We start from the raw sequence: 18,809 nt of genomic DNA, 5'->3' as shown, positions 1-18,809 counted from the left end.
CTGTAGTTTATCGATACAGACTTCCCCCTGCCTACACAATGTCGTAGAGAAGTTGATATCGTCACCGACTAGCAAGACCGGCTACACGGCGGAAACAGACATGCCGCCCGATCGCCGTGTCCTGCAGGCGTCGAGCACGACGGTTGGCCCACAGGCCTACTTCGTGTGAGACGCCGGGCCCAGTGGTGTGCTGAGTAGATGCACCCCGGGGCTTGCGAGATCGTTCGTGCCCGATCATGCCGCGGGTTTTCTGCGGCCGAACAACGGAAGAGACCGCTGAGCGTCATGAATCTGGCTGCCGGTACTTTCAGCCCACCGTCGCTGAAAGACTTCTTTCCGCCCGCCCTGCTTTTCGAGGGCACACCTTTCGAACTCGACCGTTTGATGCTGATCCGGATCGTTGTGGCGACGCTCCTCGCGCTGTTCTTCGCGATGGCGCTGCGCAACCCTCAGGTTGTTCCCCGCGGTGTCCAGAACGTAGCGGAGGTCTTCCTCGATTTCGTGCGCATCCATATCGCGGAAGAGATCCTCGGCAAGACGCAGGGACGGCGATTTTTCCCGCTGATTGCCACAATCTTCTTCCTCGTCCTGGGACTGAACCTGACGGGTGTTATTCCGTTCCTTAACATCTCGTCGAACGCCCGCATCGGTATGCCGATCGTCTTGGCGGCCCTTGCCTACATCGTTTTCAACTACGTAGGAATCTCGAAATACGGGTTCTTCCGTTACGTCAAGGCCAGCATCGTTGTCCCAGGCGTTCCGAAGGCACTCCACATTCTTCTGATTCCGATCGAGTTCGTCTCGACGTTCGTTCTGCGGCCTTTCACGCTCACCGTCCGTTTGATGGTCGCGATGCTCGCAGGCCACATCATGCTGGTGCTCTTCTTCAGTGCGACATGGTGGTTCTTCACCGCAACGGGCCCCGGAGCTCCTGAGCTCTGGTTGCGTCCGTTCGGACTAGCATCCCTAATCGGGGGCGTCGCCTTCACGTTCTTTGAACTGCTCGTCATGTTCCTCCAGGCGTACATCTTCGCGATGCTGACATGCGTTTACATCGACTTGGCGCTGCACGCGGAGGAGCACTAGCTCTGCAGGCGAAACACGGCGACTTGACCCACTGAAACAACACGAACTACCACCACCCATCTGATACACAAAGACCTGACCCGGCCGATTACCCGGAACGGGCCAACAGAAAGGGAACGAAACACATGAGCAGCATCGCGATCCTGGCGCAGGAAGCGCAAGAGGTCACCGGCTCCGGCTATGGTGCGATCGGCTACGGTCTTGCGGCTATCGGCCCAGGCATCGGCGTGGGCATCGTCGTCGGCAAGGCAATTGAGGGCATCGCTCGTCAGCCCGAGATGGCCGGCCAGCTGCGCACGCTGATGTTCCTCGGTATCGCCTTTACTGAGGCCCTGGCGCTCATCGGTCTCGTCGCCGGCTTCATCTTCTGATCATGGACGCATCGATCGCCATTCTCGCCGCAGAGGAACAGAATCCTCTCGTTCCTGCGGTGTACGACATTGTCTGGTCGATTGTTGCGCTGTCGATCGTCGGCCTTGTCTTCTGGAAGTTCGTAATCCCGAAGTTCAGGGACGTCCTTGAACGGCGCACAGAAGAGATCGAGGGCGGTATCAAGCGGGCGGAGGAGCTGCAAGCTGAAGCCAAGCACGCGCTTGAGCAGTACCGCGCGCAGCTCGCGGAATCTCGTGCTGAAGCCGCAAAGATCCGCGAGGAAGCTCGCAACCAGGGCCAGCAGATCATCGACGAGATGAAGGTTCAGGCTCAAACTGAATCGGAACGGATCGTCGCTAATGGTCAGACGCAGCTGGAGGCGCACCGGCAGCACATCGTTGCTGATCTTCGGACGGACCTGGGGCGCACAGCGGTGGACCTCGCCGAGAAGATCATCGGTGACTCTGTTGCCGATGACGCTAAGCGCGCCGCGACAGTGGACCGTTTCCTCAGCGAACTCGACGCAATCGGCGCAGACTCAGCAACAGGAAAGTGAGCACCATGTACGCAGCGAGTCGTGAGGCGCTCGCAAAGACTCAGGCGGAGCTAGTCGACGCACTGAGCCAAGCGGGCTCGGCTGATGCAGCGGCCGAGGCGGGGGCAGATTTGTTCTCCGTGGTGAATCTGCTCGATGAGAACCGCACCGTTCGGATGGCCTTCGCGGATGCCTCCGCGTCCGGATCGAGGCGTTCCGCGCTCGCTGATGAACTCTTCTCCGGCAAAGTCTCTGCGCCAGCACTCGCCACACTGAAGACTGCGGTCGCGCAAAACTGGTCCGCTCCTTCCGATCTGGTGAACTCCTTGGTTCACGTCGGCCGTATCGCGTACCTGCGTGCGGCGGCCGACCAGGATCAGCTGGAGATGGTGGAGGACGAGACTTTCCGGCTGAGCCGGATCACAGCGGCTAGCCCAGAACTCGAGCAGGCACTGTCGGACCGTTCACGGCCCGCGTCAGCCACCGCCGAGCTTTTGAAGAAGCTGCTTTATGGGAAGGCTACGGCGATCACTGAGGCCCTCGCGGTTCAAGCGGTTGCCCGCGCACGTCGTGCACCTGCCGATGAGTTCGCCGCGGTAGCTTCGCTGGCTGCGGAACAGCGCGAGCGTGCTGTCGCCTATGTGCGCAGTGCAGTTGCTCTCTCGGATAGTCAGAAGGAGCGGCTCGCCACGGCGCTGGACCGGATCTACGGGAAATCAATCGCTGTGCATGTGGAGGTCGATCCTGAATTGCTGAGCGGTCTCGTGGTACGCGTAGGTGACGAAGTGATTGACGGTAGTGCATCCGGCCGTTTGGCGGAACTACGCAAGGCCCTCAAGTAGCAGCAGACAATGCCGAGATAGCGCCGGGACAGCTTGGCGCAGCTGAAGAACCTAGTGAACAACGGTTACCGTGGTCGGTAACCCACAGACTACCGAGAGCAGGAAGAACATGGCGGAGCTGACGATCTCCTCCGACGAGATCCGTAGCGCGATCGAGAATTACACCGCGAGCTATACACCGGAGTCCTCTCGCGAGGAGGTTGGACTTGTCGTTGACGCGAGCGACGGCATTGCTCACGTCTCCGGACTTCCGTCGGCGATGTCAAACGAGCTCCTGGAGTTTGCGGGCGGCGTCCTGGGTGTGGCCCTTAACCTTGAAGACCGTGAAATCGGTGCGGTGATTCTCGGTGACTTCGAGAAAATCCAGGAGGGCCAGGAAGTCAAGCGGACCGGAGACGTTCTCTCGGTTCCCGTTGGTGACGGCTTCCTCGGACGCGTGGTTGACCCCCTCGGTGCGCCGATTGATGGCCTAGGTGACATCGAATCATCAGAGACTCGCGCGCTTGAGCTGCAGGCCGCTTCGGTACTGGAGCGTCAGCCTGTCCATGAGCCGCTCCAGACAGGTCTCAAGGCTGTCGACGCGATGACCCCTATCGGTCGTGGACAGCGTCAGCTCATCATTGGTGACCGTAAAACGGGCAAGACCGCGGTCTGCGTTGACGCCATCCTGAACCAGAAGGCCAACTGGGAGTCAGGCGACGAGACCAAGCAGGTGCGCTGCATCTATGTCGCGATTGGTCAGAAGGGATCGACTATCGCGGGCATCAAAACCGCCCTCGACGAGCACGGCGCGATGGAATACACCACGATCGTCGCCGCACCTGCGTCCGACTCCGCTGGTTACAAATGGCTCGCGCCGTACACCGGTTCCGCCATCGGGCAGCACTGGATGTATGAAGGCAAGCACGTTCTGATCGTATTCGACGATCTCACTAAGCAGGCTGAGGCCTATCGCGCCATCTCGCTTCTCCTCCGTCGCCCGCCGGGTCGCGAAGCCTACCCAGGCGACGTGTTCTACCTGCACTCGCGCCTTCTCGAGCGCTGCGCCAAACTCTCGGATGAACTGGGCGCTGGTTCGATGACGGGCCTGCCAATCATCGAAACCAAGGCGAACGATGTGTCGGCGTACATCCCGACCAACGTCATCTCGATTACTGACGGCCAGGTGTTCCTCGAGTCAGACTTGTTCAACAAGGGCATCCGCCCGGCTATCAACGTGGGTATCTCGGTGTCCCGAGTTGGTGGTGCCGCGCAGACCAAGGGCATGAAGAAAGTCTCCGGTACATTGCGGCTCGAACTCGCTCAGTACCGCGAGCTTGAGTCGTTCGCCGCATTCGCCTCCGATCTCGATGCGGCGTCCCGATCCCAGCTCGAGCGCGGCCAGCGCCTCGTGGAGCTGTTGAAGCAGGATCAATTCGCTCCTGTCTCCGTTGAAGATCAGATCGTCACGATCTACCTCGCTGGACAGGGCGTGTACGACAGCGTGCCCGTTGGCGACATTCGCCGATTCGACTCGGAAATGCTCGAGGATCTGCACCGCAACGCCAAGAGCGCATTCGAGTCAATCGAGGGCGGCACGGCTCTATCCGATGAGGCATCGGAGACCCTTCTCGAGGCAGTCGAGAAGTTCAAGCAGGGGTTCATCGCGTCCGACGGTAGCCGTGTAGTCAACGAGCCTGAGGCTGAAGCACTCGAAGAAAGCGAAGTTGACCAGGAGCAGCTCAAGGTCAAGCGCAAGGTTCGCCGGTGAGTGTCGTTATCGGCGTAATTGAGAGCTACGAAGGGGCGTGACTGACCAATGGGAAGCTTGAGGGAACTGCGCTCGCGCATCAAGACCGTCAACTCGACTAAGAAGATCACCAAAGCGCAGGAGCTGATTGCGACTTCACGGATTGTGAAGGCTCAGGCTCGAGTTGAACAGCACACGCCCTATGCTGAGGAAATCACCAAGGTAATCGGTGAGCTCACCACGGCCTCTCGCTCATTGGATCACCCGCTCCTGAGTGAGCGGGAGGATCCAAAGCGCGCCGGTGTACTTGTGGTCACGAGCGATCGTGGAATGTGCGGCGCGTACAACTCCAACGTTCTCCGCGAGGCAGAAGAGCTGATTCAGCTTCTCCACAGTAAGAAGCGTGATGTAGTGCTCTATGTCTTGGGAAACAAGGGATTGATCTACTACACATTCCGGGGGCGCGACGTTGCGGGCTCCTGGACGGGCTTTTCGCAGCAGCCGAGCTATTCGGATGCGTCACCGGCGAGCAAGCATCTGGTCGATCTCTTCATGGCCGGGTCGGGCAACCATGTCGACGCACCAAACGGTGAAGGCACGGTCGAGGGTGTCGACGAGTTGCACATCGTATTCACCAAGTTCCAGTCGATGCTGAGCCAGAAGCCGCTAGTCCGCCGGATGGCGCCGATTGAAATCGACATCGAGGAAGAGGAACTCAAACTCGGTGAGGACATGCTCAGCAGCGCTCCGGATGCAGATGCGCCGCTAGCTGCGTGGAGCTTCGAGCCGGATGCAGACTCACTTCTTGCTGAGATCCTGCCGAAGTATGTCAGCACGCGCATTTATGCGGCCCTTCTCGAGGCTGCTGCGTCAGAGTCCGCAGCCCGCCGCACCGCGATGAAGTCGGCCACGGATAACGCGAACGAACTCGCGAACTCTTTGACCCGGCAAATGAACCAGGCCCGACAGGCCATGATTACCCAGGAAATCAGCGAAATCGTCGGCGGCGCGAACGCGTTGGCCTCGAGTGCAGGAAGTGACTGATCCAGATGACCGCCGCAGTAACTGAAACCTCACAGAATGGTTCGTCGACCAGTAATGGCCGCGTCGTTCGCGTCATCGGCCCCGTTGTCGACGTTGAATTCCCACGTGGATCGGTTCCCGAGCTCTTTAACGCGCTCCACGCCGAAATCACGCTGAAAGCAGTAGCGAAGACCCTGACCCTTGAGGTTGCGCAGCACCTCGGTGACAACCTTGTGCGCACCATCTCGATGCAACCCACCGACGGTCTCGTCCGTGGCACGCCAGTCGAGGACACGGGCAAACCCATTTCCGTTCCCGTCGGTGACGTCGTGAAGGGTCACGTCTTCAACGCACTTGGTGACTGCCTCGACGCGCCGGGTACGGGACGTGACGGGGAGCAGTGGGGCATCCACCGCAAGGCGCCCGCTTTCGACACTCTTGAAGGTAAGACCGAGATCCTAGAAACCGGTATCAAGGTCATCGACCTTCTGACGCCGTACGTGAAGGGTGGAAAGATCGGTCTGTTCGGTGGTGCCGGTGTCGGCAAAACCGTGCTCATCCAGGAGATGATCACCCGTATCGCGCGGGAGTTCTCGGGCACCTCTGTGTTCGCAGGGGTTGGGGAGCGCACCCGTGAGGGAACCGACCTTCACCTCGAGATGGAGGAAATGGGCGTTCTGCAGGACACCGCGCTTGTGTTCGGTCAGATGGACGAGCCGCCCGGAACGCGTATGCGTGTCGCGCTGTCCGCGCTGACGATGGCTGAGTACTTCCGTGATGTTCAGAAGCAGGACGTGCTCCTCTTCATCGACAACATCTTCCGCTTCACTCAGGCTGGCTCGGAGGTGTCCACACTTCTCGGACGTATGCCTTCCGCGGTGGGTTACCAGCCGACGCTCGCCGACGAGATGGGTGAGCTTCAGGAACGTATTACGTCGACTCGTGGGCGATCGATCACATCGATGCAGGCAATTTACGTGCCCGCTGACGACTACACCGACCCTGCACCTGCGACTACATTCGCGCACCTCGATGCGACGACCGAGCTTTCGCGACCAATCTCGCAGATGGGTATTTACCCAGCTGTGGATCCGCTGACCTCGACCTCTCGTATCCTCGAGCCGACGATCGTCGGAGCCGAGCACTTCCGTGTTGCGAACGAAGTCAAGCAGATCCTTCAGAAGTACAAGGAACTGCAGGACATCATCGCCATCCTCGGCATGGACGAACTCTCAGAAGAAGACAAGATCGTCGTCGGGCGTGCACGCCGCCTGCAGAAGTTCCTCGGCCAGAACTTCATCGTTGCTGAGAAGTTCACCGGCGAGCCCGGATCTGTTGTGCCTCTCTCTGACACCATCGAGGCGTTCGACCGCGTCTGCAAGGGCGAATTCGACCACCTTCCCGAGCAGGCGTTCAGCAGCTGCGGTGGCCTCGATGACGTCGAGAAGGCAGCGAACAAGCTAGCTGGGAAGTGATCTGCTGTGGCTGAGATGGCAGTTGAACTCGTTGCTGTCGAAGAGCGACTATGGTCCGGCACCGCCACAATGGTGGTCGCGCAGACAACTGAAGGTGAGATCGGCGTCATGCCTGGCCACGAGCCTGTGCTTGGTCAGCTCATCGAAGGCGGTGTCGTAGCGATCACGACGTCGGATGGCGAGCGTATGGTCGCGGCAGTTGATGGAGGGTTCATCTCTATCACCGCACGCTCAGTAACCGTCCTGGCTGAGTCAGCCGAGTGGGCAAAGGATATCGATGTCGATGCCGCTAGGCGGACACTCGATGAAGCAGGAGATGACGAGGAGGCTGCAGCACGTGCACGTGGCCGCCTCCGAGCTGTCGAGCGCCAGTAGCGTATAGATGGGCCGCTCGAGATAACCAAGTAAAACCGCGAGTGAGGATGTTCGTCTAGTGGACGGTGGAATGATTCTCCTGATCATTCTGCTTGTCCTGCTAGCCGCCTTCACCGCGGTTTTCCTTATCCGCATCGTTGAATTGCGAAGCGGAGGAACATCCGCGGTCGTCCGGGTCCTCCCTTCACCGAAGTCGGAGGGCTGGCGGCACGGAGTAATCCGTTACCGCGATGAGTCACTCGACTTCTACCGGCTTTCGCGGTTGATCCCTGGCCCTAGCGTGCGCCTGAACCGTCAGACGGCGGAGATCGAATCGCGGCGCCGACCGGACGGCGGAGAGTTGGACCTGATGGACTCCTCCGTAACGATTGTCGGGGTCCAGGCGGGCGGGACTCACTATGAGTTCGGTTTCGAGCGGGGAGCGCTTACTGCGTTTCTCGCCTGGATTGAATCCCGACCACCACGCCGCGCTCGGCGGCGCAGTCGCTGGAATTTATGATTCAGAGTCGCTTTTCTCCGTAGACTCAGTCGATCGGTCACCGGCCGGGCGCCAGAGCACGTCGCCGCTTGTGTTTGTGACGCGGCTGAGAATAAAGAGCAGGTCTGAGAGCCGATTCAGGTATTTCGCTGGTAGCGGCGCTACGGCTTCACCCTCCGACTCAATCAGCAACCATGAGGAACGCTCCGCTCGACGGGCAACGGTTCGCGCTACATGCAGGAGCGCTGATAACGGTGAGCCTCCCGGCAGAACGAACGACGTCAGCGGAGACAGCGACTCGTTGAAACGATCACACCATCCCTCAAGCCGGGTCACGTACTCCGCAGTTATCCGCAACGGCGGATACTTCGGATTCTCTGACTTCGGAGTCGAGAGATCTGCACCCAGATCGAAAAGATCGTTCTGAATGACCTCAAGGACCTCACGAATCTCCTGAGGCGGGTTGCCCAGTGCGATGGCGACTCCAATTGCGGCATTTGTTTCATCCGTATCCGCATATGCTGTTATGCGCGGCGCGGTTTTTGGAACGCGGCTGAAGTCACTTAGGCCGGTAGTTCCGTCATCCCCGGTTCGCGTATAGATTCGCGTTAGATGTACTCCCATATCTGCACCGTACCGGCGCAACAGCTGCCGGACCGATAAGCTAGGTGACCGTGAGTGATCGATTTCTCGTGACCGGCGGTGGCCGCCTCGCGGGCGAGGTAGTTGTTGGCGGCGCGAAGAACAGTGTTCTGAAGCTGATGGCGGCCGCGCTACTCGCTGAGGGCACCACGACAATTACCAATTGTCCTGACATCTTGGATGTTCCTCTCATGGCGGAGGTGCTCCGAGGGCTCGGTTGCGAAGTCACGATTGAGGGCGACGTAGTCAGGATCATGACTCCACCAGAGCCGAAGTATCAGGCTGACTTTCCTGCGGTACGTCAGTTCCGCGCCTCAGTGTGTGTGCTTGGTCCCCTCGTCGCTCGTTGCCACCGGGCGGTCGTCGCTCTGCCCGGCGGGGATGCGATCGGGTCACGGCCGCTCGATATGCACCAGGCTGGGCTGCGACTGTTGGGGGCAACAAGCACAATCGAGCATGGGTGTGTTGTCGCTGAGGCTCAAGAGTTGCGCGGCGCGGACATCCGACTCGCATTCCCGTCTGTCGGAGCGACAGAGAACATCCTCATGGCGGCGGTCCTCTCTAAGGGCCAGACGACACTGGACAACGCGGCACGCGAACCCGAAATCGTTGACCTCTGCATGATGCTGAACCAGATGGGAGCCCAGGTCTCGGGAGCGGGCACGAGCACGCTGACGATCAGGGGTGTCGACAGACTGAAGCCAGTGACTCACCGCGTCATCGGGGACCGGATTGTGGCGGCAACCTGGGGGGTAGCAGCCGCAATGACACGCGGAGACGTCACCGTCCGTGGTTCCGCGCCCAGTCACATGCAGCTGGTGCTGAACAAGTTGAGTGAGGCGGGGGCCGAGATCACCCACGGTCCGCGCTGGTTCCGTGTGGTCCAGCGGGACCGTCCCAAGGCCGTCAACTTCGCGACACTGCCGTATCCAGGCTTTCCGACCGACCTTCAGCCGATGGCTATCGGCCTGGCGGCAGTGGCTGACGGAACTTCCATGATCACGGAGAACGTGTTCGAAGCGCGCTTCAGGTTCGTCGAGGAGATGGTCCGGCTCGGAGCCGACGCACGTACGGACGGTCACCACGCAGTCATCCGTGGCGTCGAGCAGCTGTCTAGTGCGCCCGTCTGGTCTTCCGACATTCGTGCCGGTGCTGGCTTGGTCCTTGCGGGACTTGTTGCAGATGGGGAGACAGAGGTCCACGACGTCTATCACATAGACCGTGGCTATCCGCGGTTTATCGAGGACATGCAGCAGCTCGGGGGCGATGTCCGACGCGCGTCACCGTGATCGTGCTGCTCGCTCAACTGGCAGTTTGCGTTCGGTGCAATGGGTGTGTAACTTAGCTGTTCGTCGCCAGCGAGCGCCAGGGCCCGACGAGGGCCACGAGCTCGCGAAACTCCTTAAGTCGCAAGCAGGAATCCGGTTTGACCTCCTGCGTTAACCGAGTTAAGATTGGTGGCTGTGCCCTGAGGGGGTCTGGACTGTTTTGGTTTGGGTCTTGGGGTGTGTTGTTTGAGAACTCAACAGTGTTTTGGTTTTTGTTTGATGGTGCCGGGATTGATGACAGTCCTTTGGTGCTGTTGTTTGGATGCCTGATTCAGATCCCTAGTCGGGGTTGGGTGTCTGTTTTTTGTTTTTTTTTGCCAGTTTTTGGCTCTGTTTTTCTGATCGTGCTCTGGTGCCTTTTGGGGTGTTGGGGTGTGTTTGGTTTTTAACGGAGAGTTTGATCCTGGCTCAGGACGAACGCTGGCGGCGTGCTTAACACATGCAAGTCGAACGGTAAGGCCTTTCGGGGTACACGAGTGGCGAACGGGTGAGTAACACGTGGGTGATCTGTCTTGCACTCTGGGATAAGCCCGGGAAACTGGGTCTAATACCGGATAGGACCTGCTCCTGCATGGGGGTGGGTGGAAAGCGCTATGTAGCGGTGTGAGGTGGGCCCGCGGCCTATCAGCTTGTTGGTGGGGTAATGGCCTACCAAGGCGGTGACGGGTAGCCGGCCTGAGAGGGCGACCGGCCACACTGGGACTGAGACACGGCCCAGACTCCTACGGGAGGCAGCAGTGGGGAATATTGCACAATGGGCGCAAGCCTGATGCAGCGACGCCGCGTGGGGGATGACGGCCTTCGGGTTGTAAACCTCTTTCAGCGCCGACGAAGCGAGAGTGACGGTAGGCGCAGAAGAAGCACCGGCCAACTACGTGCCAGCAGCCGCGGTAATACGTAGGGTGCGAGCGTTGTCCGGAATTACTGGGCGTAAAGAGCTCGTAGGTGGTTTGTCGCGTTGTCTGTGAAAACCTACTGCTTAACAGTGGGCGTGCAGGCGATACGGGCAGGCTGGAGTACTGCAGGGGAGACTGGAATTCCTGGTGTAGCGGTGAAATGCGCAGATATCAGGAGGAACACCGGTGGCGAAGGCGGGTCTCTGGGCAGTAACTGACGCTGAGGAGCGAAAGCGTGGGGAGCGAACAGGATTAGATACCCTGGTAGTCCACGCCGTAAACGGTGGGTACTAGGTGTGGGTTCCTTCCACGGGATCCGTGCCGTAGCTAACGCATTAAGTACCCCGCCTGGGGAGTACGGCCGCAAGGCTAAAACTCAAAGGAATTGACGGGGGCCCGCACAAGCGGCGGAGCATGTGGATTAATTCGATGCAACGCGAAGAACCTTACCTGGGTTTGACATGCACTAGACGCGTCCAGAGATGGGCGTTCCCTTGTGGCTGGTGTGCAGGTGGTGCATGGCTGTCGTCAGCTCGTGTCGTGAGATGTTGGGTTAAGTCCCGCAACGAGCGCAACCCTTGTCTCATGTTGCCAGCACGTAATGGTGGGGACTCGTGAGAGACTGCCGGGGTCAACTCGGAGGAAGGTGGGGATGACGTCAAGTCATCATGCCCCTTATGTCCAGGGCTTCACACATGCTACAATGGCTGGTACAGAGGGCTGCGATGCCGTGAGGTGGAGCGAATCCCTTAAAGCCGGTCTCAGTTCGGATCGGGGTCTGCAACTCGGCCCCGTGAAGTCGGAGTCGCTAGTAATCGCAGATCAGCAACGCTGCGGTGAATACGTTCCCGGGCCTTGTACACACCGCCCGTCACGTCATGAAAGTCGGTAACACCCGAAGCCCATGGCCCAACCCCCTTTGTGGGGAGGGAGTGGTCGAAGGTGGGATCGGCGATTGGGACGAAGTCGTAACAAGGTAGCCGTACCGGAAGGTGCGGCTGGATCACCTCCTTTCTAAGGAGCTTTGCTCTTAGAGATAATTATGGCGGCCTGGCTGGCGTGACCGTTCGTGTCACGGGCTGTGGGCCGTGCCGGGTGGACATCATCAAACAATTTCTCCGCTGTGTGCGGGGTGCTGGAACACTGTTGGGGTTCTGAGGCAGCATGCCTGGTCTCTCCTGTTGGGGGGATCGTGGGGTGTGGTGTTTTCAGGGGCATGGCTGATGTGTCCTGGCTGGGTGCTGGGGGTGTTGGTTGTGTGTGTTGTTTGAGAGCTGGATAGTGGTGTGACGAGTGTTTATTGCTTGTGATTGATTTTTTGTGTTGTAAGTGTTTAAGGGCGCATGGTGGATGCCTTGGCATCAGGAGCCGATGAAGGACGTGGGAGGCCGCGATAGGCCTCGGGGAGCTGTCAGCCGAGCTGTGATCCGAGGGTGTCCGAATGGGGAAACCCAGCACGAGTGATGTCGTGTTACCTGCCGTTGAATGTATAGACGGTGTGGAGGGAACGCGGGGAAGTGAAACATCTCAGTACCTGCAGGAAGAGAAAACAATTGAGTGATTCCGTGAGTAGTGGCGAGCGAAAGCGGATGGTGGCTAAACCTTGTGCGTGTGATACCCGGCGGGGGTTGCGTATGAGGGGTTGTGGGGCAGTGTTGTTCTGTTACCGCCGTGACAGTCAGATCCAGTGTGTGTGTTAGCGGAAGCCGCTTGGGATGGTGTGCCGGAGAGGGTGAGAGTCCCGTACGCGAAAATGTATGCCTGGTCTGTGACGTTGTACCCGAGTAGCAGCGGGCCCGTGAAATCTGCTGTGAATCTGCCGGGACCACCCGGTAAGCCTGAATACTCCCTGATGACCGATAGTGGATAAGTACCGTGAGGGAATGGTGAAAAGTACCCCGGGAGGGGAGTGAAATAGTACCTGAAACCATGCGCTTACAATCCGTCAGAGCCTTCCCTTCGGGGTGGGGTGATGGCGTGCCTTTTGAAGAATGAGCCTGCGAGTTAGTGGCATGTCGCGAGGTTAACCCGTGAGGGGCAGCCGTAGCGAAAGCGAGTCTGAATAGGGCGTCGCAGTGGCATGTTCTAGGCCCGAAGCGGAGTGATCTACCCATGGCCAGGGTGAAGCGTCGGTAAGACGTCGTGGAGGCCCGAACCCACTTAGGTTGAAAACTGAGGGGATGAGTTGTGGGTAGGGGTGAAAGGCCAATCAAACTCCGTGATAGCTGGTTCTCCCCGAAATGCATTTAGGTGCAGCGTCACGTGTTTCTTGCCGGAGGTAGAGCTACTGGATGGCCGATGGGCCTCACCAGGTTACTGACGTCAGCCAAACTCCGAATGCCGGTAAGTGAGAGCGTGGCAGTGAGACTGCGGGCGATAAGGTTCGCTGGTCGAGAGGGAAACAGCCCAGATCGCCGGCTAAGGCCCCTAAGCGTGTGCTAAGTGGAAAAGGATGTGGGACCGCTCAGACAGCCAGGAGGTTGGCTTAGAAGCAGCCACCCTTGAAAGAGTGCGTAATAGCTCACTGGTCTAGTGGTCCTGCGCCGATAATGTAGCGGGGCTCAAGCACACCGCCGAAGCCGCGGCACTCCAGCATGTCATCCGCACACCCCTTTTTGGGGTGTGTGCAGTGGCTGGGGTGGGTAGGGGAGCGTCCTGCATCCAGGGAAGCAGCCGTGTGAACGAGTTGTGGAGGGTGTGGGAGTGAGAATGCAGGCATGAGTAGCGAAAGCAGAGTGAGAAACTCTGCCGCCGGATGACCAAGGGTTCCTGGGGCAGGTTAATCCGCCCAGGGTGAGTCGGGACCTAAGGCGAGGCCGACAGGCGTAGTCGATGGATAACGGGTTGATATTCCCGTACCCGTGTGGGCGCGTCCGTGGTGAATCGGTGATACTAACCACCCAGAAGCCCTCTGTCCCGCTTCGGCGGGTGTGAGGGTGGATGCGTGGGACCTGATCCGGTAGTAGCCAAGCGATGGGGTGACGCAGGAAGGTAGTGGGGCCAGTCAGTGGTAATACTGGTGTAAACCTGTAGCCCGGTGGATAGGTAAATCCGTCTGCCATTGAAGGGTGAGAGGTGATGCGACCCCGTTGAGGGGGATTCCATGATCCTATGCTGCCGAGAAAAGCCTCTAGCGAGTTCCCGCATGGCCCGTACCCCAAACCGACACAGGTGGTCAGGTAGAGAATACTAAGGCGCTCGAGTTAACTGTGGTTAAGGAACTCGGCAAAATGCCCCCGTAACTTCGGGAGAAGGGGGACCACGCCCGGTGAGCCACCATTGCGTGGGGAGCTGGGGGTGGTCGCAGAGACCAGAGAGAAGCGACTGTTTACTAAAAACACAGGTCCGTGCGAAGCCGCAAGGCGAGGTATACGGACTGACGCCTGCCCGGTGCTGGAAGGTTAAGAGGACCGGTTAGCCCGTAAGGGCGAAGCTGAGAATTTAAGCCCCAGTAAACGGCGGTGGTAACTATAACCATCCTAAGGTAGCGAAATTCCTTGTCGGGTAAGTTCCGACCTGCACGAATGGCGTAACGACTTCTCTGCTGTCTCAACCACAGGCTCGGTGAAATTGCATTACGAGTAAAGATGCTCGTTACGCGCGGCAGGACGAAAAGACCCCGGGACCTTTACTGCAGCTTGGTATTGGTGTCTGGTTCGGTTTGTGTAGGATAGGTGGGAGACTGTGAAACCCTCACGCCAGTGGGGGCGGAGTCGTTGTTGAAATACCACTCTGACCGGATTGGGCATCTAACCTCGGACCCTGAACGGGTTCAGGGACAGTGCCTGGTGGGTAGTTTAACTGGGGCGGTTGCCTCCTAAAAAGTAACGGAGGCGCCCAAAGGTTCCCTCAGCCTGGTTGGCAATCAGGTGTTGAGTGCAAGTGCACAAGGGAGCTTGACTGTGAGACGTACATGTCGAGCAGGGACGAAAGTCGGGACTAGTGATCCGGCACCCCCGAGTGGAAGGGGTGTCGCTCAACGGATAAAAGGTACCCCGGGGATAACAGGCTGATCTTCCCCAAGAGTCCATATCGACGGGATGGTTTGGCACCTCGATGTCGGCTCGTCGCATCCTGGGGCTGGAGTAGGTCCCAAGGGTTGGGCTGTTCGCCCATTAAAGCGGCACGCGAGCTGGGTTTAGAACGTCGTGAGACAGTTCGGTCTCTATCCGCCGCGCGCGTTAAGAAACTTGAGGAAACCTGTCCCTAGTACGAGAGGACCGGGACGGACGGACCTCTGGTATGCCAGTTGTCCCACCAGGGGCACGGCTGGTTAGCCACGTCCGGAAGGGATAACCGCTGAAAGCATCTAAGCGGGAAGCCCGTTCCAAGATGAGGTTTCTCACCAACACGATTGGGTAAGGCCCCCCGACCAGACCATGGGGTTGATAGGCCAGAACTGGAAGCACGGCAACGTGTGCAGGTGACTGGTACTAACCGGCCGAGGACTTACACACAAACCCAACACAACACAAACACGCGCACACCACTACCCAGCATCTGAAACAACACACCACCCCAGCCACAACAACAACAAAAGACTTGTCACGGCGGCCATAGCGGAGCGGGAAACGCCCGGACCCATCCCGAACCCGGAAGCTAAGCCCTCCAGCGCCGATGGTACTGCACACGCGAGAGTGCGGGAGAGTAGGACACCGCCGGACATTATCCCGAAAAGACGGGGCGAGTAATCTCGCCCCGTCTTTTCAATTTGTGCTCACCCGCGGTGAGCCAGCCATCAGACTGTTCGGACTATTCACAGTCGTGGTGTCATCGTTCGCAGTGGACTTCTTTGCGTACCCGCTCAGATCGGTCAACGGCGCACCTGATAACGCAGGTGAAGCACCCGGTTGCCCTGAATCACCACGTCAGGATCCTCCAACAGGTGCTGCGCGTGGACCGACCCGAAGTAGCGCTTGCCGGACCCGAACACGACGGGCACGACGTCCATTCGCACCTCGTCGATCAGGCCTGCGGCAAGCACCTGGCCACCGACGTCGCCAGCAGCGATCTCGACTATGCGGTCACCACCCGCAAGCTCCTGCGCCTTGGCCACGGCCGCGTCGACGCCGTCGACGAAGTGGAACGGCGCCTCGGGGTCCCAGCCCTCGGGCTTCGGTCGGTGCGTCACGACGACCACGTGGTCGACCCCGCCCGGAGGCTTCCCCTCCCAGCCGTCCGTCATGTCGAAGACGTGGCGGCCGACGACAGTCGCCCCGATCTGGTCCCAGTACGGCCGGGTGTAGTCGTAGGACGTTTGCGACACCTTCAACGCGCCGCTCTCGTCCAATGGCACGTCACCGCTGAGCAACCAGTCGAACAGGGGTCCGGGCTGGTCGTTTTCGTCCGCGATGAAGCCGTCTACAGACACCGTGCTGTACATGACTACTTTGCCCATGGGCGCTCCTCTGCTTGGGATGTCCCGTACCGGGTCGGCATGAGCCTGGTGAAGGCGCGGAACTCGTGACCGAAATGGGCCTGGTCGAAGTAGCCTGCGCGACCGGCGAGGTCGCCCCAGTCGATCGGTTCGGCGGGGTTGATCGCGAGCACGGTGGCGGCGATGCGGTAGGTGCGGCTTTCTGAAGAGCCACTATTCGGCCTAACTCGATGGTGCGGTTGCTTTGCTTTTGAGGAATGCCTGGGGAACCACTAATTCAGTTTCACGGTTTCTGCCGCGCAGTGTGACCCGGTCATAAGATGCCCACTTTTTCGCTTCGGACTTCTTCGCGGCATCAATTGTTTCGCGTGACGCTACGGTGCAGCCGGGGACCTTCTTCGAAAGGTCGGATAGTCGCGCCGCCTCATTAACAGGATCACCTATAACGGTGTATTCGAAACGTTCGTGGGCCCCCACATTTCCCGCAACAGCACGCCCATAAGCAATTCCGATTCCCGCCTCGCAATCAGGGACCTCACGCTTCAGTCGGTTCATAATCTGACGTGCAGCTGCGAGGGCTGAACCGGCCGGATCGTCAAGTTCAGTAGGGGCCCCGAATATTGCGAGGGCTGCGTCGCCTTCGAACTTGTTGATGAACCCACCATGGGAGTCGACCTCCTCGACGATCACAGCGAAGAATCTGTTCAAAAGAGCGACAACTTCTTTCGGTGGATTGTTTGCGGCGAGCGTCGTAGAACCGATGACATCAATAAAGAAAACAGCCACGCTACGTTCTTCGCCGCCCAGTTCAGCGCGATCGGTAAGTGCCTTTTCCGCCACAGCGCGCCCCACGTGGCGCCCGAAGATGTCCCGCATGCGTTCGCGTTCCCGGAGCCCGTCGGCCATACGGTTGAATCCGACCTGGAGGTCTCCCAGTTCGGTTCCGTCGAAAACGACAACCTTCGCGTCTAGGTCACCCTCTTCTACGCGGTGCATGGCTGCCCGCACGAGCCGGATCGGTGCGACCGTACGTAGTGCTGTCAGGATTTCCATGAGCAGCCCAAAGCAGAGCACAATCGCTCCGAGCGCCAGGATCGCAATGATGAGTTGCGTGATGGCGACATCGTCCCGAATTGCTGCTGCGATCGCAATGATCATCAGCCCTGCTACGGGGACTCCGGTCCCGAGGCACCAGCCCGCCAGCGAGCGCCCGACCGTTCCGACTCTACGGCGGGGTCTGTCACCGGCGGCGAGTGCTTCCGCTGCGATAGGCCGCAGCGCGAATTCGCTGAGAAGGTAAGAAATCGCGCACACCACGATTCCAGCGGCAGCGACGGTGAACGCGATCTTGGCAATGGCGTCCGGTTCGATCACTCCGTAGAGAATGGTGAACAACACGGTCGCGAATCCCCACAACACGAATTGAATCACCGTAAGTCGCCACGGTGTTGCGAGGGCGGTGCGTTGTTGTTTCGGGGTCGGTGCCTGACCTTCGCGTGACCAGCGCAGGTCCTTGAGTGCGCGTTTGGTGCCCCACAGAATGCCGATCAGCAGCGCTAGTCCGACGTAGGTGGGGACAACGACGAAGTTGGGGATGAGGAACTGACTGTCGCCGAGGACGTCAGGTCCCGGTACGACGAAGGCAACCAGCGCTAAGAGGATCGTAATGCCGATGACGTTTGCGCTCACGATAAATACCGTGAGCAGCACCTGGATCCGGACGCGCCGCTTGAACCTGCCCTCGCGCTCGCCGCCGAGTATCCACGAGCCCATAGGGGAGTCCAACGAGGGTAGTAGGCGCATAGTCTGAGACTAGGCGAGTGGCCGCGATGATTTGCGGCATTGCCGAGTGGTGGATACGCGTTGGCGTTCGGCGAGGCCGTTATGCCGAGCATGTCGTGCGCCCGTATGGTGAACGGGTGCGTTTAGTGATCGCTCATTGCCAAGTTGACTACGTAGGCCGATTGACGGCGCATCTGCCGATGGCGAAGCGCCTGCTCATGGTGAAGTCGGACGGCTCAGTCCTCGTGCATTCGGATGGCGGTTCGTATAAGCCACTGAACTGGATGTCACCTCCTTGCTGGCTGGCAGAAGAGCCGGACAAGTGGGTGGTGCGCAATAAAGCTGGGGAAGAGTTAATCATCTCGATTACCGAAGTCCTGCACGATTCTAGCCACGAACTGGGCGTAGACCCCGGTTTGGTGAAGGACGGTGTCGAAGCGCACCTGCAGAAGCTGTTGGCCGAACATGTGACGACTCTGGGTGACGGCTGGACTTTGGTGCGCCGCGAGTTCCCGACAGCGATCGGTCCCGTGGACCTAATGTGCCGGGATGCTTCCGGCGCGTCTGTGGCCGTTGAAATCAAACGCCGCGGCGAAATCGACGGTGTCGAGCAGCTCACCCGGTACATCGAACTACTCAACCGAGACCCGCTCCTTGCTCCTGTTCGTGGGGTGTACGCGGCTCAGCAGATCAAGCCGCAAGCACGCACCCTCGCTGAGGATCGCGGTATCCGGTGCGTTGTGCTCGACTACGACGCTCTGCGCGGCGCCGAGTCAGCTGACTTACGGCTCTTCTAGAGGAAGCGGTGCGCGCTAGCGCCGTAGATATTCGGATTTCTCGCCCAGATTTATGCCGGTACCGGTGACGTT

14 protein-coding genes and 3 rRNA genes are annotated in these 18,809 nt (G+C 59.3%); 14 read left to right on the top strand and 3 right to left on the bottom strand.

Annotated elements, in window-relative coordinates; translation table 11 throughout:
• The first annotated feature begins 285 nt into the window (after positions 1-285).
• From atpB to AS9A_RS15635, 9 genes are all read left to right on the top strand, one after another.
• Positions 286-1,086 carry a F0F1 ATP synthase subunit A gene (atpB, locus tag AS9A_RS15675; protein WP_148262484.1) on the top strand — a complete coding sequence of 267 codons (801 nt, stop codon included), beginning with the start codon at positions 286-288 and terminating at the stop codon, positions 1,084-1,086.
• A gap of 125 nt (positions 1,087-1,211) precedes the next feature.
• Positions 1,212-1,457 carry an ATP synthase F0 subunit C gene (locus AS9A_RS15670; RefSeq protein WP_013808049.1) on the top strand — a complete coding sequence of 82 codons (246 nt, stop codon included), beginning with the start codon at positions 1,212-1,214 and terminating at the stop codon, positions 1,455-1,457.
• A gap of 2 nt (positions 1,458-1,459) precedes the next feature.
• A complete protein-coding gene (locus AS9A_RS15665) occupies positions 1,460-2,014 on the top strand; it encodes a F0F1 ATP synthase subunit B (protein WP_013808048.1) in 555 nt (184 codons plus the stop codon).
• A gap of 5 nt (positions 2,015-2,019) precedes the next feature.
• Entirely contained in the window at positions 2,020-2,835 is an 816-nt protein-coding gene (locus AS9A_RS15660; protein ID WP_013808047.1) for a F0F1 ATP synthase subunit delta, read from the top strand.
• Between the two features lie 109 nt (positions 2,836-2,944).
• Complete coding sequence (gene atpA / locus AS9A_RS15655; protein ID WP_013808046.1) at positions 2,945-4,585, top strand: F0F1 ATP synthase subunit alpha; 1,641 nt, start codon at positions 2,945-2,947, stop codon at positions 4,583-4,585.
• Positions 4,586-4,633: 48 nt separating this feature from the next.
• Positions 4,634-5,608 carry a F0F1 ATP synthase subunit gamma gene (locus AS9A_RS15650; protein ID WP_013808045.1) on the top strand — a complete coding sequence of 325 codons (975 nt, stop codon included), beginning with the start codon at positions 4,634-4,636 and terminating at the stop codon, positions 5,606-5,608.
• Positions 5,609-5,613: 5 nt separating this feature from the next.
• Positions 5,614-7,062, top strand: coding sequence for a F0F1 ATP synthase subunit beta (gene atpD, locus AS9A_RS15645; RefSeq protein ID WP_013808044.1), 1,449 nt, complete (start codon positions 5,614-5,616; stop codon positions 7,060-7,062).
• Between the two features lie 6 nt (positions 7,063-7,068).
• Entirely contained in the window at positions 7,069-7,437 is a 369-nt protein-coding gene (locus AS9A_RS15640) for a F0F1 ATP synthase subunit epsilon (protein WP_013808043.1), read from the top strand.
• A 70-nt stretch (positions 7,438-7,507) separates the two neighbouring features.
• A complete protein-coding gene (locus AS9A_RS15635) occupies positions 7,508-7,936 on the top strand; it encodes a DUF2550 domain-containing protein (RefSeq protein WP_041452041.1) in 429 nt (142 codons plus the stop codon).
• Here AS9A_RS15635 and AS9A_RS15630 read toward each other — a convergent pair.
• A complete protein-coding gene (locus AS9A_RS15630; RefSeq protein WP_013808041.1) occupies positions 7,931-8,539 on the bottom strand; it encodes a cob(I)yrinic acid a,c-diamide adenosyltransferase in 609 nt (202 codons plus the stop codon). The two genes, AS9A_RS15635 and AS9A_RS15630, sit on opposite strands and share 6 nt — an antisense overlap.
• A 50-nt stretch (positions 8,540-8,589) precedes the next feature.
• On the opposite strand from AS9A_RS15630, the gene murA reads away from it, so the two are divergent.
• The 4 genes from murA to rrf all read left to right on the top strand — a co-directional run bounded on the left by murA (position 8,590) and on the right by rrf (position 15,445).
• The gene (murA, locus tag AS9A_RS15625) at positions 8,590-9,846 is read left to right on the top strand and encodes a UDP-N-acetylglucosamine 1-carboxyvinyltransferase (protein ID WP_041452040.1); all 1,257 of its coding nucleotides are present in this window, start codon (positions 8,590-8,592) and stop codon (positions 9,844-9,846) included.
• Between the two features lie 424 nt (positions 9,847-10,270).
• A 16S ribosomal RNA gene (locus AS9A_RS15620) occupies positions 10,271-11,795 on the top strand.
• Positions 11,796-12,104: 309 nt separating this feature from the next.
• Positions 12,105-15,238, top strand: a 23S ribosomal RNA gene (locus AS9A_RS15615).
• A gap of 89 nt (positions 15,239-15,327) precedes the next feature.
• Positions 15,328-15,445: ribosomal RNA gene (gene rrf / locus AS9A_RS15610) — 5S ribosomal RNA — on the top strand.
• Together the 16S, 23S and 5S rRNA genes form the textbook arrangement of a ribosomal RNA operon.
• 149 nt (positions 15,446-15,594) lie before the next feature.
• Here rrf and AS9A_RS15605 read toward each other — a convergent pair.
• Entirely contained in the window at positions 15,595-16,179 is a 585-nt protein-coding gene (locus AS9A_RS15605) for a dihydrofolate reductase family protein (protein WP_013808039.1), read from the bottom strand.
• 201 nt (positions 16,180-16,380) lie between these two features.
• Entirely contained in the window at positions 16,381-17,961 is a 1,581-nt protein-coding gene (locus tag AS9A_RS15600) for an adenylate/guanylate cyclase domain-containing protein (protein WP_041451138.1), read from the bottom strand.
• Positions 17,962-18,077: 116 nt separating this feature from the next.
• Between AS9A_RS15600 and nucS the strand changes: the two genes are divergently transcribed.
• Entirely contained in the window at positions 18,078-18,737 is a 660-nt protein-coding gene (gene nucS / locus AS9A_RS15595; protein WP_041452039.1) for an endonuclease NucS, read from the top strand.
• Positions 18,738-18,809 lie beyond the last annotated feature (72 nt).

The sequence above is a fragment of the Hoyosella subflava DQS3-9A1 genome, from assembly GCF_000214175.1.
Classification (GTDB): Bacteria; Actinomycetota; Actinomycetes; order Mycobacteriales; family Mycobacteriaceae; genus Hoyosella; species Hoyosella subflava.
This window is presented reverse-complemented; position numbering and strand designations above follow the sequence as displayed.

Excerpts from the sequence above, each read along its gene's own strand:
- AS9A_RS15650 (WP_013808045.1), top strand. The coding sequence starts at position 4,634 with ATGGGAAGCTTGAGGGAACTGCGCTCGCGCATCAAGACCGTCAACTCG.
- AS9A_RS15670 (WP_013808049.1), top strand. The coding sequence starts at position 1,212 with ATGAGCAGCATCGCGATCCTGGCGCAGGAAGCGCAAGAGGTCACCGGC.
- AS9A_RS15600 (WP_041451138.1), bottom strand. The coding sequence starts at position 17,961 with ATGCGCCTACTACCCTCGTTGGACTCCCCTATGGGCTCGTGGATACTC.
- atpD (WP_013808044.1), top strand. The coding sequence starts at position 5,614 with ATGACCGCCGCAGTAACTGAAACCTCACAGAATGGTTCGTCGACCAGT.
- AS9A_RS15660 (WP_013808047.1), top strand. The coding sequence starts at position 2,020 with ATGTACGCAGCGAGTCGTGAGGCGCTCGCAAAGACTCAGGCGGAGCTA.
- AS9A_RS15630 (WP_013808041.1), bottom strand. The coding sequence starts at position 8,539 with ATGGGAGTACATCTAACGCGAATCTATACGCGAACCGGGGATGACGGA.
- atpA (WP_013808046.1), top strand. The coding sequence starts at position 2,945 with ATGGCGGAGCTGACGATCTCCTCCGACGAGATCCGTAGCGCGATCGAG.
- AS9A_RS15605 (WP_013808039.1), bottom strand. The coding sequence starts at position 16,179 with ATGGGCAAAGTAGTCATGTACAGCACGGTGTCTGTAGACGGCTTCATC.
- AS9A_RS15635 (WP_041452041.1), top strand. The coding sequence starts at position 7,508 with ATGATTCTCCTGATCATTCTGCTTGTCCTGCTAGCCGCCTTCACCGCG.
- AS9A_RS15665 (WP_013808048.1), top strand. The coding sequence starts at position 1,460 with ATGGACGCATCGATCGCCATTCTCGCCGCAGAGGAACAGAATCCTCTC.
- atpB (WP_148262484.1), top strand. The coding sequence starts at position 286 with ATGAATCTGGCTGCCGGTACTTTCAGCCCACCGTCGCTGAAAGACTTC.